Raw genomic sequence first — 16671 nt, forward strand, 5'->3', positions numbered from 1 at the left:
TCACTTGCGTAGTAAAGTGATAGTAAGATTCACGATAGGAAGTGATTAAACATGCGTGATAATACGATAGGATCATTAATATGGTTACGTTTAATACGATTTACGAACCAAAGTAATCAAATGTCAAATGAGTTTTTAAAACGTTTTGATTTAACGACAGCTCAATTTGATGTGCTTTTGCAAATACGTACGTATCAACCACTAACACAAATGGAGTTAGCTGAAAAGGTAACTGTTACACAAGGTGGCATTTCTCGAATGTTAACTCGTCTTGAAAAAGAAGGATATATTGTACGAAAACAAGATTGGAAAACGAAAACAATTAGTCTTACAGAGCAAGGGGAATCGGCCTTAGAGAAAGCATTGCCAGAGCAACTTGCATTTCAATCTTCGTTTTTTGATGATGTATTAAATGAAGAAGAGCAGAAAATATTATACGAGCTAATGACGAAAGTTCATAAGCATAGTGAAAAAAAAGAATTACCGCAAGAGTAATTTTTTTTACACTATCAATTGACTAATCAAGTGAAGGTATAGGTAATACGGAGATATACTTGACTTACCAACGTTTTTAGAAAAAAACTAATACTACTTTATTAAAGAGGAGAGTAACTATGGAAAAATACCGTATAGATATAAGAAAAGGAATTGAGTTTGGATTATATTCAATTGGTGATCATGTTTTAAATCCACATAATGGGGAGAAAATTACGCCAGAAAAAAGAATTCACGAACTAATTGAAACAGCTAAGTTAGCAGATGAGGCAGGGCTTGATGTGTTTGCTGTAGGCGAAAGTCATCAAACGCATTTTACAACACAAGCTCATACAGTTATTTTAGGAGCTATTGCACAAACTACGAAAAATATAAAAATTGCAAGTTCCGCAACGATATTAAGTACATCTGACCCAGTTCGAGTATATGAGGATTTCGCTACCATTGACTTGATTTCTAATGGACGTGCAGAAATTGTGGCTGGTCGTGGATCTCGTATTGGAGGATATAGTTTACTTGGTTATGACGTGAATGATTATGAAGAATTATTTGAAGAGAAGATGGATCTTTTATTAAAAATTAATAACGAGGAACATGTAACATGGAATGGACAGTTCAGAGCACCGCTCGCACATGCATCGGTTATTCCGAGAGCGAAAAATAATAACTTACCAATTTGGCGTGCAGTTGGAGGTCCACCAGCTAGTGCAATTAAAGCAGGACGTGCAGGTGTGCCAATGATGATAACAACACTTGGTGGTCCAGCAATTAACTTTAAAGTGTCAGTAGATGCTTACCGCGAGGCTGCTCAGCAAAGCGGATTTGATCTAGCTAGTTTACCAGTTGCGACAACGAGTTTATTTTATACGGCAAAAAATTCACAAGATGCACTTAGTGAATATTACCCTCACATTAATGCTGGTATGCTTACACTGCGCGGTGGTGGGTATCCGAAACAGCAATTTACAAATGCAATAGATTACCGTGATGCTTTAATGGTTGGTAGCCCACAACAAATCATTGAGAAAATGCTTTACCAATATGAATTATTTGGCCAACAACGCTTTATGGCACAAATTGATTTTGGCGGTGTACCATTTAATAAAATTGAGAAAAATATTGAATTAATTGCTACTGAAATTTTACCAGCCGTTAGAAAACATACAGCAAAATAAATAAAAAAACTGAGAGTCTAATCGACTTTCAGTTTTTTTTATTTGTTCTGGAAAAATGACAAAAAAATGAACTTTTAGTCGAGGAAGAGGGAAGTTATTTTCTATTTTTGAATAACATTATTTCGAGTTTGAATTTTGAAAATACATTTTTCTCTTGACAAAAAACAAGCATTTATCGTGGGTGGTTTCGAGGACATTTTTTCGGGTGAAAGTCAAGTGTATGAAGAAAAAACGATTGTTTTATAGATATAAAAGTAAGCCGTATATTGAAAAAACACATTTTGCTAATGAAAAAAATCTGATTCAAAAAAATGACAAAAGACATATTTCAGACAAAATGATGTCAATAATACGTCAAAAATAACCTGAATTTACTATGCAGGTATATTATACAATTCGATTAACGAATAAAACACTACAGAAATAGTGAAAAGGTAAAAAATAGCATTACAATAGTTTGAAAAACTGAAACTTCATATTTTTCGACAATACATACAAAATGTTTTTGTCTTTTCGTATTTCTTAATAATTGAGTTTGATAAGATTGCTCAATTAACTTTTATTATAAAAACTATGAAGGAAGTGATTTTAGTATGGAAACGCTCGAATTGGCACGAATACAGTTCGCATCAACAACGATTTTCCATTACTTTTTTGTTCCGCTGTCAATTGGTTTAGCTTTTATTATTGCGATCATGCAAACGTTGTATGTGGTAAAAGGGCAAGAAGTATATAAGAAGATGGCAAAGTTTTGGACGCAATTATTCCTTATTAACTTTGCAGTAGGTGTAGTAACAGGTATTTTACAAGAATTCCAGTTTGGTATGAACTGGTCAACGTATTCACGTTTTGTAGGTGATGTATTTGGTCCATCACTTGCGATTGAAGGATTACTGGCATTTTTCATTGAGTCTACATTCCTAGGTTTATGGGTATTCGGTGAGGATAAATTACCGAAGCGAATTCACTTAATGTGTATTTGGCTCCTTTCAATTGGAACGATGTTATCAGCATTCTGGATTTTAACTGCAAGTGCATTTATGCAGTCACCTGTCGGGTATGAAATGGCAGCTGATGGTCGTGCGCAAATGAATGATTTCTTAGCCATTATTCAAAACCCACAACTATGGGTACAATTCCCGCATACAATTACAGCGGCAATTGCAACAGGTGCATTCTTTATTGCTGGTGTAAGTGCATGGAAAATTACAAAAGGACAAGAAACTGTAGTATTTAAAAAATCTTTCCGAATTTCTATCATTGTTGGAACAATTACAACGGCGCTTGTATTATTCTTCGGTCATGCACAAGCGCAACAATTAATTAAGACACATCCAATGAAGATGGCGGCAGCCGAAGCGCTATGGAATACAAGTGAGGATCCAGCACCATTTACAGTATTTTCGAAAATTGATACAGAGAAGAAAGAAAATTCGTTTGAAATTCAAATCCCTTATATGCTAAGTCTATTATCGTATGATAAGTTTAGCGGTCAAGTTGAAGGGATGAATCAAATTCAAAAACAATATGAGGAAAAATATGGACCTGGAGATTATATTCCTCCAGTGCATACAATGTTTTGGAGTTTTAGAGCGATGGTAATGAGTGGAACATTCATGCTTCTTCTAGGAGCTTACGGATGGTTCTTATCAAGAAAAGATCGTTTAGCGGAAAAAACGTGGTATTTAAAATTAATGGTGTATGCAATTTCTCTTCCATTCATCGGTAATACAGTAGGGTGGATTATGACTGAAATGGGTCGTCAACCTTGGGTTGTATTTGGTGTAATGAAAACAGAAGATGCTGTATCACCAAATGTAACATTCGGTGAAGTATTATTCTCACTTATTTCATTCACATCAATGTATTTAATTATGGGTGGAATTTGTGTGTACTTATTTGTTCGTACCATTAAGGGCCACAAGAATAAGAAAACGAAAAAGGATTATCAAAGCCATGATCCATTTGATAAGGAGGAAGAGTATGTTATCTCTTAATGAGTTATGGTTTTTAGTTATTGCAATCTTATTTGTTGGATTCTTTGTACTGGAAGGTTTCGACTTTGGGGTAGGAATGGTTTCGAGGTTTTTAGGAAAGAATGATTTTGAAAAACGAGTTTACTTAAATACAATAGGACCGTTCTGGCACGCGAATGAAGTATGGCTTGTTTGTGCTGGCGGAGCCATGTTTGCGGCATTTCCGCACTGGTATGCAACTTTATTTAGTGGTTTTTATATTCCGTTTGTATTTATGCTTCTTGCTTTAATTTTAAGAGGTGTTTCCTTTAAATTTCGTGCGAAAATAGATAATCATAAATGGAAGAGTGCATGGGATTGGGGGATGTTTATTGGAAGTATGTTACCTCCTATCCTTTGGGGAGTTGCGATTGCAAACTTTATGGTAGGTGTACCTATTGATGAGAGTAAAAATGTTGTAGGTGGATTCCTGCAATTACTTCATCCATTTGCGTTACTTGGAGGAGTAATGTTTCTCCTACTATGTATTGTTCACGGATTACAATTTCTTACGATACGTACAACTGGTAAATTGAGAGAACGTGCACGAATTGCTGCAATAAAAATTGCACCATTTTCATTAATTACACTTCTTGTTTTTGCTGGTGTGGGGTTATGGAAAACCGACATTTTCACTGCTCATGGAACAGAATGGATTATGGTGCCAATCGGAGCTTTTGTAGCACTATTAGTGTCCACTTTATTAAATAAAAGAAGAAGAGATGGTTGGGCTTTCTTTATGACGAGTTTAACAATCATTTTACTAAGTGCGAGTGTATTTATCGGTATGTTCCCACGTGTTATGATTAGCTCTTTAGGAGCAATGAATGATTTGACAATTTACAACGCAGCATCAGGGGCTTATGCATTAAAACTTATGACTTACTTTGCGATTGCTATTTTGCCTTTCGTTATCGGAAGTCAAATATGGAGTTATTATGTATTTAGACAACCTGTTAAGTCAGACAACGATTTGGAGTACTAATGAAAAGAAAAAGAGGACTTCCGTCTTATCCCGGTAGCCGTATTTTATATGTAGCGTTAACGATTATTAGTATTTTAGAAGCTTTTAGTATTATTGCGCAAACAATCTTTTTAGCACGAGCTATTACGTTTTTATTTCATGGAGAGACAGTACAAACAATATTAAGTGAAATTGTTTATTTTGGTATCGCGTTTGCAGCGCGTCACATAGTAGTTCGAACATCACAAATATTAGTGGAACGTTTTGCTGAAAAAACAGGGTCGTTACTAAGAAAACAACTAATAGAGGCATATTTCACATTAGGTCCAAGGTATGTTCAAACTGTTGGGACTGGTCATCTGGTTACCTTATCAATTGAAGGGATTGAGAAATTTAAAACATATATTGAATTAACGATTCCTAAAATGATTAGAAGTAGCATTGTTCCAGGTCTAATTGTACTATATGTTTTTACGCTAGATATTGAGTCTGGAATCATTTTAGTTGTAACGATTCCTATCGTGATCATATTTATGATTCTTCTCGGATTAGCAGCGCAAAAAATGGCAGATAGTCAGTATGAGATATATCGTGTACTTTCGAACCATTTTGTAGATACGTTAAAAGGTTTAGAAACATTAAAGTATTTAGGGAAAAGTGAACAGCACGAAGGAAAGATTGAAAAAGTAAGTAAAAGATATAGAAAAGCAACGATGCGTACTTTGCGAGTTGCTTTTCTTTCTTCTTTTGCATTAGATTTCTTTACGAGTTTATCAATTGCGTTTGTGGCAGTTGGATTAGGGATACGTTTAATAGATGGAACGATTATACTATTACCAGCCCTTACAATTTTGATTTTAGCTCCGGAATATTTTCTGCCGATTAAACAAGTGGGAGCAAATTATCATGCGACATTAGATGGACAAATTGCGATGGAGCAAATAGAAGAGATTTTGCAACAACAAAAAGGAATACAAAAGAAAGATTTAAATGAAGATATAGTATGGAATGCCTCTAGTAGCTTGAAATTACAAGACATCAAAGTTAATAATACTGAATCTGAAAAGGCTATATTAGAAGGAATTAATTTTACTTGGGAAGGTAACGGTGCTATTGGTGTTATTGGTGAAAGTGGTGCAGGCAAATCGACGTTAATCGACGTATTAGCAGGTTTTTTATCTCCTTCGAGTGGAAAGATGTTAGTAAATGGTGTAGAAGTTGATGGATCTACTCGTGAAGATTGGCAAAAAAATATCGCTTATATTCCCCAGCAACCTTATATTTTTCCGCTTTCATTAAAGGATAACATTCGTTTTTATGAAACAAATGCAACAGATGAAGAAGTTGAAAGAGTTATTAATGAAGTCGGCCTTCGTTCACTCGTTACATCACTTCCAAATGGGATGCACGAAAGAATTGGAGAAGGTGGACGTATGCTAAGTGGCGGACAAGAACAGCGTGTTGCTATGGCGCGTGCGCTTTTAAGTAAAAAACCAATCATTTTATTAGATGAGCCTACGGCACATCTTGATATTGAAACCGAATTTGAAATAAAGCAAGCGATGTTACGTCTATTTAATGGAAAGTTAGTATTTTTAGCAACCCACCGTCTACATTGGATGAAACAAATGGACTATATTCTTATTTTAAATAAAGGGGAAATGAAAGAAAGTGGGACGTATGAAGAACTTTTAGAGAATGAGACATTACATTTTCATAGGGAAGAGAGGGGAGAGAAATGAGTAACTGGGTTAAACCTTATATAAAACAAAATAAAGGTAGAATGACTTTAACTATTTTCCTTGGTCTTCTTGGAGTTAGTTCAGGAGCGATGTTACTTTTTATTTCAGGTTATTTGATCTCAAAATCTGCCCTTAGACCAGAAAATGTAATGGCTGTATATGTTCCTATTGTTGCAACAAGAGCGTTTAGTATAGGGCAAGCTGTATTTCATTATATAGAGCGCTTAGTCGGACATGATGTCGTACTACGTATATTAGAAAAAATGAGAACGAGGCTATATAGAATAGTAGAACCACAGGCGTTATTTTTCCGTTCTCGATTTCAAACGGGTGATATGTTAGGAGTGTTATCCGAAGATATAGAGCATTTGCAAAACCTATATTTACGTACAATATTTCCTAGCATATTAGCGCTAGTTGTTTATAGTATCTTCGTACTTGTTATCGGTGCATTTGATTTTGTTTTTGCACTTATTGTAGGTTGTATGTTAGCTATTATCGTTTTTCTTCTTCCGTTTGTATCATTACTTTTGATGAAGAAACATCATGTTACTTTAAAGCAAGGAAGAAACCGTTTGTATCAACAACTGACAGATGCTGTTTTTGGATTATCTGATTGGCAAGCAAGTGGTCGTAAAGATGAATTTATTAATGAGTATGTAAAACAAAATGATCAGTTGTTAAAAATCGAAAAGAGAGTGAAACGCTGGTATCATATTCGGGACAGTATCATTCAATTAGTAGTAGGTATTGTAGTTATTTCGATGATCATATGGACTGGGAATGAAGCGGCAAGTGAACAAATTGCTCCTACAGTTATCGCAGCTTTCGTATTAATGACTTTATCTGTAACGAACGCGCTTATTCCTATTGCAGATGCCATCGATCGAATACCGTCGTATGTAGAATCTACCCATCGTCTTAATGGCGTAGAAAGTGATAGTGTTTTACATGATGAAACGGATTTGCATGGAGAGAAAGATTATATTGAACCAAAACATGTAGATATTGAACTGAATCACGTATCGTATAGTTATCCAGATAGTAATGAGATTGTATTAAAAGATGTATCATTACAAATAAAAGCAGGGAAGAAAATTGCTATTTTAGGGAGAAGTGGGACAGGGAAATCTACTTTACTAAAATTGTTAACAGGGGCGTTAAGCCCAGTAAATGGCCAAGTTGTACTAAATGGTGAACGAGCTAATACGAATCTTTTATCTAAATATATTTCTGTATTAAATCAAAAGCCGCATTTGTTTGATACGACAATTGGAAATAATGTACGAATTGGCAAACCAGAGGCGACGGATGAAGAGATATGGAAAGCTTTAGAGAAAGCACAATTAGCTTCACATGTTACTTCTCTTCCAGACGGATTACAAACAAAAATGCATGAAATGGGAAAGCGGTTTTCTGGTGGGGAAAGACAAAGGGTTGCTTTTGCTAGAACTCTTATGCAAGAAACACCAATTATTGTACTTGATGAACCGACTATCGGTTTAGATCCAAAAACAGAATTGTCTTTAATTGAAACAATGTTTTCTGCAACGGAAGAAAAGACGGTTATTTGGATTACGCACCATCTTGTAGGAATAGAACATGTAGACGAAGTTATATTCCTTGATCGTGGCCAAATTGTCATGCAAGGTAGTCATAAACAACTCCTGAAAGAAAATGAAAAGTATCGTAAACTTTATGAGTTAGATAAAGGAATATAATTTGAATAAGCAATAATTGTAAAAATAGCTACGCCTAATGGTGGAGCTATTTTTTTGTTAGATTGCAGGTGTATATGATTGTTGCGAATTAAAAATGAATTTCATATTATACATATAATGGAGGGGATGTACATGAAGGAGCAATATAAAATCATTGTTTTAAGTGATGAATTATCAGGGGATAGGATTCGAAATACGTTAGACAAAAATAAATGTAAAACAATAGTTCATGTTGTGGACGTTTCAGATGTTGTTCGTATAGAAAGTTCTTTTCAATATATAGTCATTTGGAGAGGGGACGCAGAAAAACTTACAAATGACTTGATAAATAGGGGCGTGCAAAGTTCAAAAATTATTAATTTAACAAAATACATGTATGAATGGAAGGATAAATTAATTTCTATCTATCAAATAAATCCGGATCTTATGTCTTTATACATTTCTATGAAAAAAGCAAAGAGTGATCCGACGTATGAATTGTTTGCTACCGGTTTGTCTTATCCGCATTGTGGCATAAGTACGGAGCTTCTCTCAAAAAAGTCAATAAAATTAACACTTCCATCGCAAGATCTATACTATGATTATTTAATAGCGTCACAACTTTTATCAAACAATCATTCATTTCAATATTGTTTAATAGGAATAGCCTATTTCTCGTTTTACTTTGATATGTCGTTATCCTCCGAATCATATAGAATTCACAAAGTATATTATCCATTGTTTCAAGATGGTCATCATACTGTAGTTCACTCTCCTCTACCCACTGATGGATTCTCACATCTAAATACTCCGAAACCACTTCTTTCTATTTTTAATTTGCATTTTGAATATATTTTATTAGATGAACTAAAAGATGAATCATTGATACTGCCTTGGATAAATGCTGAGTGGAATACCACTCCTCTTCACATTCCTTTTGAAGAACACGGGAAAATAAGAGCAGCTTCACATGCTAAATTGTCGTACCCTCATACTTTAGTTGAAAATAAAATGATTTTTAAAAAATATTTAGATTTACTGTTAAAAAATGATATAAAGCCACTAATTGTTGTGTTCCCTGTTACTTCACATTATTTCAATTGTAGTAGTAAAAAATTAAAAGAAGATTTTTATAAAGTTATAAATGATTTCCAAACTCAATATTCTTTTCAAATCATAGATCTATTTGATTCGCCATTATTTTGTGACGATGATTTTTATGATAGTGATCATATGAATAAAAAAGGTGCAAATAAAATGTCCGCATTATTAAATATGTTTATTCAGGAACGAAAAGTATGATAATTTGTTTCATGTTTGCATAAAAGTATATAGGCTCCATACAGTTAAAGTAATGTGATTTTTGTGTCGCGTATATAAATAATATGCGAAGAGGTGAGAGAGTTAAAATGAGAACTCGTATTGAAAGAACTGAAGAGGTGGTAGAGCAACTTCCGTTGGTAAGTGTATTAATTCCTACGTATAATCGTCCTCGTTACTTTGAAAAGGCGCTATGTAGTGTGTTAGAACAAACGTACCCTAATATAGAAATTATAGTTGGAGATGACAGCACGAATGATGAAACAGAAAAAGTGTTACAAAAATACTTATGTGATCATTCAAATATTATTTATATAAAAAATAGATCAACTCTCGGACAATTTGAAAATGCGCTAATGTTATTTAATGAAGCGAACGGTGAATATATAAATTTTTTAATGGATGATGATGTATTTCATGTGAATAAAATTGAAAAAATGATGAAGTATTTTTTCGATGATTTAGATAATGAAATTAAGCTTGTAACATCTCATCGTCAAGTCATTGATGATAAAGGGAAAGAGCTACGACATATTTATTCGACTGTCCGTTTATTTGAAGAGGATACCATTATAGCGGGAACAGAATTAGGAAATAAGGTAATTGTGGATCAAAAAAATTATATTGGAGAACCGACAACAGTTTTATTTCGTAAAAATGATTTACAAGAACCGTTTGGGATTTTTGATAAGAGGCGGTATTTATGTAACGTAGATATAGCTTCATGGTTATCTTTATTAAGTAAAGGAAAAGCTGTATATATAGCAGAGACACTTAGTTACTTTCGATTACATCCAGATCAACAGTTAAATGAATCTAATAAAATGATGGATGGGTTAGAAGATTTTTCACACAGTATTATAGCAGGAGAACAATATGGTTTCTTATCCAGTGAAAAAGAGTTAAACAAAGCGATAACTAATTTTCTAGATTATGCAAGAAGGATAGTTCCATCATCGATATTATATACATTAGACTATTACCAAAAAATTAGAGCGAAGAAAATAAACATAGAAAAGAAAAAACAACATATAAATAATAATTCTTCTTTACCGAAAGTAAGTATACTTATTCCTGCGTACAATAGACCTTATTACTTGGAATTAGCACTCAACAGCGCTTTGAATCAAACATATGAAAATATTGAAATTATTATTTCTGACGACAGTACAAATAATGAAGTCAATGCTATGATTCAACCGTACTTACGTGAATATGAGTGTATTACATATGTTAAAAATGAAACGCCGTTAGTTGCCGAAAACTTTAATAAGTGTGTAGAACTTGCGAATGGGGACTATATAAACTTTTTATTAGATGATGATTTATTTCATCATGAAAAGATCGAGAGAATGATGAAATACTTTTTGACGTTAGAAAATATTTCATTTGTGACGTCATATCGTGAACTGATTGATGAGAATGGAGAGATATTACCACCTTCAACATTAAATATGAAAATCGCGAAAGAAACTACACTTTTTGAAGGAAAAGAATTAGGGAATTATATGTTAAAAAACTTGAAAAATGTAGTTGGTGAGCCGACAACTGTTTTGTTTAATCGGAATTTGTTTGACGGGAAGTTTGGATATTTTAAAGGAAAGGCTTATTCTGCTATTAATGACATTGCAACTTGGCTAGATATGATGAGGAAAGGAAAAGTAGTTTATATACAAGAACCTCTTAGTTATTTTAGACAACATAGTGGACAAAATCAAAAACAAATGCATTTTATTTTAATGACAATTGAAGAGTGGATTGAATTAATTATAGATGCATATAATAGTGGATTTTTAAGCTCCGAAAGTGAGTATAAAGAGAGTTTATCTTATTGTTTAGAAAATGCGGGATTTATAGTTAAGGATGCAGTAAGAAATGGCGAACTAGATCAAATTTATAATGAAAAGATAAAAAAAGGGTTAAACAAGTTAGTTGCTCATATGTTCGAGAAAGAATCTTGTTATTGTCAATATTGCAATCAACAATTTGAAAAATTTTCACCTTGGCCATCACATTATGATTTTCCGAAATATAAATTTGAGATGTGGAATAAAGATACAGGGATATGTCCAGTTTGTAATTCGATGGATCGTGAAAGATTGTATCGTGCGTACATTGAAACGGAAACGGACTTGTTAAATAGAAACTATACTATGCTTCATATTGCACCTGAAGCGAAGTTAAGAGATTGGTTTAACGAGTATAAAAATATTACGTATGTATGTGGTGACTTAGAACCAAAGGATCCATTAATGAAGGAAATTGATGTTACAAGGATTACATATGATAGTAATACTTTTGATGTAATATTATGTAGTCATGTGTTAGAACACGTTCCTGATGATGACAAAGCAATGCGAGAGTTATATAGAGTGTTAAAGCCAAATGGATGGGGAATTATTCAAGTACCAATCGTAATGAATGTAGATTTTATTGTAGAGAATGAATTAATTGTAACACCACAATTGAGGAAATTAGCTTTTGGTCAAGAAGATCATGTGAGAATTTATAATCAATCGGGATTTATTCAACGATTAATGAATGCAGGATTTAAGGTAGAATTATATAACATAGCGGAAAAACAAGGAATGAAAAGTGCTAGGGAATTTGGATTATCTGAAACAGATATGCTCTATATTGTCCGAAAATGATAGGAAGGAATAGATAGATATGGAGAGTATTCCTTTTTTACGTGCTTCAACTGTACCTGTAAGTGAGTATTTGGATGAATTGAAGGAAATTGATACATCTCACATATATACGAATTATGGACCTATAAATCAACGTTTTGAGGAAACAATTATGTCGTCATTTTTTCAAAACAGGGGAGCTGTTACAACAGTAGCAAACGCAACGTTAGGGTTAATGGCGGCTATTCAACTAAAGAAAAGAAGAAAGGGAAAGTATGCTCTCATGCCTAGCTTTACATTCCCTGCGACTGCCTTAGCCGCTATTTGGTGTGGATTGGAACCTTACTTTATTGATATTTCAATAGATGATTGGTATATGGATAAAAACGTACTTTTGGATAAGATAGAAGAATTAAAAGAAGAGGTTGCAATTGTTGTCCCGTACGCCACTTTTGGATCATGGATGAACTTAGAAGAATATGAAGAATTAGAGAAGAAGGGGATTCCGGTTGTCGTAGATGCGGCGCCGGGATTTGGATTAATGAATGGAGGAGTGCATTACGGTCAAGATTTTAGTGGAATGATCGTATATAGCTTTCATGCAACAAAGCCTTTCGGAATTGGTGAAGGAGGGCTCATATATAGTAAAAACGAAGAAGATATACAACGTATTAAAAGAATGGGGAATTTCGGATTTGATAAAAATCGTGAATGTACGATGATGGGGTTTAATTGTAAAATGTCTGAATACGCAGCAGCTATTGGGATTGCGACTATAAAAAAGTGGGATCAAAAATTAAAAGAACGCACTCGTATTTCTGAATGGTATAAACAGTTGTTACAAAATACTGGGTTAATGAAAAAAGGGTGGAAAGTCCAAAAGACAGAAGCAGTTATTCACCAATTTATGCCTATCATTTGTCCAGAAGAAGTTCGCAACATACAAGTAATAGAAGAATTGAAAAAACAGAAAATAGAAGCTAGATTATACTTTTCACCATCTTGCCACCAACAAGTTCTTTTTAAAAACTATAAGTCTACAGATTTAACAAAGACGAATAAAATAGCAAAACGAATCGTAAGTTTACCTTTATGGGAAGGAATGACGAAAGAACTAGTAGAGCAAATTGTAATCTGTTTAGAGCAGAAGGTGGTGTCGGTAGATGAATAGTTTTTATAGTCAAGAAGAACTAAAGGGAATTGGATTTTTATCTGTTGGGAAAAATGTATTGGTTAGTAAAAAAGCAAGTATATATAATCCGAGTGCTATATCAGTTGGCAATCATGTAAGAATTGATGATTTTTGCATTTTAAGTGGTAAAATCACAATTGGAAGTTATTCGCACATATCAGCGTATACAGCGTTATATGGAGGGGAAGTTGGGATTGAAATGCATGATTTTGCAAACATCTCAGCTAAAACAATCGTATATGCAGTACTTGATGATTTCAGTGGAAATACATTAATGGGGCCAACCGTCCCGAATCAATATAGGAATGTGAAAGCAGAAAAAGTTATTTTAAAAAAACATGTGATTATTGGTGCTAATTCTATTATTTTTCCAAATGTAACGGTAGGAGAAGGTACGGCAGTCGGTGCGATGAGTATGGTAAAAGAGAGTTTAGATGATTGGTATATTTACGCTGGAGTTCCCGTAAGGAAAGTAAAACCTCGTCAAAAAAAGATGCTAGAGTTAGAAATTGATTTTTTAAAAAGCATCCATTCTTAACAAAAAAGAATGAATGCTTTTTATTTTTATCTCGCTATTCGCCGATAAAGATTCGACTGGTGAGGGTTAATTAAAGTTTCACTTTATGATAGAGCGGAGTGTATCTTAACTTATTATGTTTTAAATTTTGCTGACCAAGGCAATACTGAGCCATAGTGAATGTAAAGTTGGAGGGCGAGCGTATATGTTTGATGAGGATGGGATGGTTTTAATTATGGAACCAGCTGATGAAAGAAACTTGAGGAGATTTATTTTTTCAGTGCCAAAGTCAGTGTATGAAAAGAAGGGGCTTACATTACACTATGGAACAGCTATAGGACAAGGATATATGGATATAATTGAAGATATTATAAGCGTACATATAGAAATAGATGTTGTAACGATAATAGGGCATGTAAGAGGATAAATAGCTATTTGAAAAAGGTTATAAACAATTTAGCTAGAAGTTATGTATAGAGAAAATTACAGACAATGATAAAGACGAAGGGGGTCTAAAATGAAAATAAAATCAATTGTATTAGTATTCATAGTTTCAATTGGTTTAATGGGATGTTCAATAGTGGAAGAAGGAAAGAACTCCATAGATTATGCGCAAAAGGCGACAGACTATGTAAATGAAATAAGTGCATTTGCAAATGATGCACCAGCATTAGCAGAAAAGGCCGTTAATGATAGCGAGGCTCGAAAAGAATTAGAAACGAAGCTTAGTGAAATTAAACAAGATATACCCGCATTCAATGAATTAACGCCACCTGATGTAGCAAAGGATCTTCATCAACAAATCGTCGGATATAACGAAAAGTTAAATACGTTAATTGATACGGCAAAGACAAAGATAGAAGAAGGCAAAGTGGATGTAGAGCAATTTAAAAACTCTGAGCTTATGCAGACGGTAGATCAAGTTCGAGATTTGAAAGATAAAGTGCAAAATTTAGGTCAATAGTAAAAAGCTCCGTTTGTGATAAACGGAGCTTTTTACTATTGGATACAATAAACGATTACACCAACGATAATAATCATGTTGCCGATGAGTTTACGTTTCGTTATTTTTTCTCCTAGGAAATACCAACCAAAAATTAATATGATGATATAACTTAAGGATTCTAATGCTGATGCTTGTTTTAATGCCATGCCCTTCATGGCGATAACATTTAATCCGGCGTTAATTACAAATAAAGAGTAGCCGATAATAACATAAGGATTCACATATTCTTTTATTCTAGAATCGTATTGTTGCAAAGTAGCTTTTTTTAATAATATTTGTGAGTAATTAGCTAAAATTATCCCGAAAATAAATAATAACATATAACTATTCATCTTTTGTCACCACCACAATTCCGACGATAATAATAGCCGCACCAAGTAAATGATTCCACTGAATCGTATCTCCAAATAGAAATACTGACCAAAGCATTGACCATAGTATAATAATTCCGCGATGTGAATATGCTTTTGAAATTTCGAAATGTTTAATTACTTGTTGCCATAAAATTGCATATCCGAATAAAAGTATAACTAGTCCGAAATAAGCAACAAAAAATGAGATGGAAGCAATGGGGAATTTAGCTGCCCATTTCATGTAAACCATAATGATAGAATATATCAAAAAAGCTACATGTAAAAATACGTAATTTTTAATAGTTGGTTTCATTTATTCACTCTCTTTTGCATATAAATATATATTTATACCTAATTTTTCTAATGATATATATTGGAACGTATTTTGTTTAACCTTTCACATTCCAAATTATATAGTATCATGGCTTTTATTGTAAAACAATAGAAGCTATGCATTCATTTTTTCCAAGGTTCTACAATATGTATCATTTTATTTGTTGCATCCAACTCTACTTGAACACCGATAGGTATGGTAATCATTGGATGTGTATGACAACAATCGAAGTCAGCTAGAAAAGGAATTCTTTGATTTTGAAGTACTTCTAATAGTATTTCAAAAGGTTTTCGATTGGTACCACAATCATCAAATTGCTCGTGTTTTCCAAGAATGATACCTGAAATTTTATCGAATACACCGTTAATTTTAAGTAATGAAAAGCTTCTTTCAATAGTAGCTGCATCTTTTGAACTGTCCTCAATAAAGAGAAGGTCGCCTTCTTGAATATGTGGCATATAGGGGCTACCCAAAATTCCTTGTATCGTGTTTAAATTCCCGCCAATAATACGCCCAGTAGCTTTTCCATCAATTACTGAAATCCAATCGTTTGGTCGAAGTTCTTTCTCCTTCGTCTTTTCTTCCCAATTAATAAATTCATCTGACCAAAATAATGGTTGTTTTATATGATAAGGAAGAGATTGATCATGTAGTAAAGTTTCTGCAAAATATTTGTATGTGCAATTAACAAAAGGTTCAAATTCGCCAAAGGAAGGGACGAGAGCTGGCCCATAAAATGTAGGGATTCCTGTTTTAGCATAAATTCCTAGTAATAAAGCAGTTGCATCTGAATATCCAATCATTATTTTAGGGTTATTTAGAAAAGCATCATAATCAATATAAGGTAATATTGAATTTGAATTCATCCCACCAATTGTTGACATAATACAAGAAATATTAGGATTTCTTATCAAGACATTTAGCTCCTCAGCACGCTCTTGTATACTACCAGAACGATAAAAATCATATCGACCTGTTAATGAACCTTCTAATATATGAAACCCTTTCTGTTGTAAGTAAGATTTTGCTCGTTCAAATCTTTTTGGAGAAGTGTAGGTTACTGGTGAAGAAGGGGAGTAGATCCCAATTGTGTCTCCGTATTTTAATGATTTTGGAAGTAGCATTTGTATGAATCCCTTCTATTAAATAGTTTATCTCGCTATTTGACGGGTAGCCCGATTGGGGGGCTGATTAAAGTTTCGCTTTATTTACGAGATTTTATTATTGA

15 protein-coding genes are annotated in these 16671 nt (G+C 33.6%); 12 read left to right on the forward strand and 3 right to left on the reverse strand.

Annotated elements, in window-relative coordinates:
- Positions 1 to 51 precede the first annotated feature (51 nt).
- From ACTFRY_RS13675 to ACTFRY_RS13730, 12 genes are all read left to right on the forward strand, one after another.
- Positions 52 to 495 carry a MarR family winged helix-turn-helix transcriptional regulator gene (locus ACTFRY_RS13675; RefSeq protein WP_001205528.1) on the forward strand — a complete coding sequence of 148 codons (444 nt, stop codon included), beginning with the start codon at positions 52 to 54 and terminating at the stop codon, positions 493 to 495.
- A gap of 119 nt (positions 496 to 614) precedes the next feature.
- Positions 615 to 1670, forward strand: coding sequence for an LLM class flavin-dependent oxidoreductase (locus tag ACTFRY_RS13680; RefSeq protein WP_044795746.1), 1056 nt, complete (start codon positions 615 to 617; stop codon positions 1668 to 1670).
- A 593-nt stretch (positions 1671 to 2263) separates the two neighbouring features.
- Positions 2264 to 3667 (forward strand): cytochrome ubiquinol oxidase subunit I, encoded by a 1404-nt coding sequence (gene cydA / locus ACTFRY_RS13685; protein ID WP_000448869.1) that lies wholly within the window; start codon positions 2264 to 2266, stop codon positions 3665 to 3667.
- Positions 3654 to 4670: a cytochrome d ubiquinol oxidase subunit II gene (gene cydB / locus ACTFRY_RS13690; RefSeq protein ID WP_000950083.1), complete on the forward strand. Its 1017-nt coding sequence runs from the start codon at positions 3654 to 3656 to the stop codon at positions 4668 to 4670. Before cydA ends, cydB begins: the two co-directional genes overlap by 14 nt.
- Positions 4670 to 6391 carry a thiol reductant ABC exporter subunit CydD gene (cydD, locus tag ACTFRY_RS13695; protein ID WP_086392219.1) on the forward strand — a complete coding sequence of 574 codons (1722 nt, stop codon included), beginning with the start codon at positions 4670 to 4672 and terminating at the stop codon, positions 6389 to 6391. Before cydB ends, cydD begins: the two co-directional genes overlap by 1 nt.
- Complete coding sequence (cydC, locus tag ACTFRY_RS13700) at positions 6388 to 8112, forward strand: thiol reductant ABC exporter subunit CydC (protein ID WP_000073648.1); 1725 nt, start codon at positions 6388 to 6390, stop codon at positions 8110 to 8112. Before cydD ends, cydC begins: the two co-directional genes overlap by 4 nt.
- 132 nt (positions 8113 to 8244) lie before the next feature.
- Entirely contained in the window at positions 8245 to 9393 is a 1149-nt protein-coding gene (locus ACTFRY_RS13705) for a hypothetical protein (RefSeq protein ID WP_000664248.1), read from the forward strand.
- Positions 9394 to 9500: 107 nt separating this feature from the next.
- Positions 9501 to 12062: a glycosyltransferase gene (locus ACTFRY_RS13710; RefSeq protein WP_044795748.1), complete on the forward strand. Its 2562-nt coding sequence runs from the start codon at positions 9501 to 9503 to the stop codon at positions 12060 to 12062.
- A gap of 19 nt (positions 12063 to 12081) precedes the next feature.
- Positions 12082 to 13212 carry a DegT/DnrJ/EryC1/StrS aminotransferase family protein gene (locus tag ACTFRY_RS13715; RefSeq protein WP_044795749.1) on the forward strand — a complete coding sequence of 377 codons (1131 nt, stop codon included), beginning with the start codon at positions 12082 to 12084 and terminating at the stop codon, positions 13210 to 13212.
- Positions 13205 to 13771 carry an acyltransferase gene (locus ACTFRY_RS13720; RefSeq protein WP_001084167.1) on the forward strand — a complete coding sequence of 189 codons (567 nt, stop codon included), beginning with the start codon at positions 13205 to 13207 and terminating at the stop codon, positions 13769 to 13771. Before ACTFRY_RS13715 ends, ACTFRY_RS13720 begins: the two co-directional genes overlap by 8 nt.
- A 184-nt stretch (positions 13772 to 13955) precedes the next feature.
- Positions 13956 to 14177: a hypothetical protein gene (locus tag ACTFRY_RS13725; RefSeq protein ID WP_141541461.1), complete on the forward strand. Its 222-nt coding sequence runs from the start codon at positions 13956 to 13958 to the stop codon at positions 14175 to 14177.
- A 90-nt stretch (positions 14178 to 14267) separates the two neighbouring features.
- Positions 14268 to 14714 (forward strand): DUF6376 family protein, encoded by a 447-nt coding sequence (locus tag ACTFRY_RS13730; RefSeq protein ID WP_000695229.1) that lies wholly within the window; start codon positions 14268 to 14270, stop codon positions 14712 to 14714.
- Positions 14715 to 14749: 35 nt separating this feature from the next.
- Here ACTFRY_RS13730 and ACTFRY_RS13735 read toward each other — a convergent pair whose 3' ends face one another.
- The 3 genes from ACTFRY_RS13735 to ACTFRY_RS13745 form a co-directional block, all read right to left on the reverse strand.
- Positions 14750 to 15088 (reverse strand): EamA family transporter, encoded by a 339-nt coding sequence (locus tag ACTFRY_RS13735; protein ID WP_001089868.1) that lies wholly within the window; start codon positions 15086 to 15088, stop codon positions 14750 to 14752.
- The gene (locus ACTFRY_RS13740; protein WP_000805125.1) at positions 15081 to 15422 is read right to left on the reverse strand and encodes an EamA family transporter; all 342 of its coding nucleotides are present in this window, start codon (positions 15420 to 15422) and stop codon (positions 15081 to 15083) included. Before ACTFRY_RS13740 ends, ACTFRY_RS13735 begins: the two co-directional genes overlap by 8 nt.
- A 143-nt stretch (positions 15423 to 15565) precedes the next feature.
- Positions 15566 to 16567: a S66 family peptidase gene (locus ACTFRY_RS13745; protein ID WP_044795751.1), complete on the reverse strand. Its 1002-nt coding sequence runs from the start codon at positions 16565 to 16567 to the stop codon at positions 15566 to 15568.
- Between the last annotated feature and the right edge of the window lie 104 nt (positions 16568 to 16671).

The organism is Bacillus cereus group sp. MYBK195-1, assembly GCF_051916605.1.
Classification (GTDB): domain Bacteria; phylum Bacillota; class Bacilli; order Bacillales; family Bacillaceae_G; genus Bacillus_A; species Bacillus_A cereus.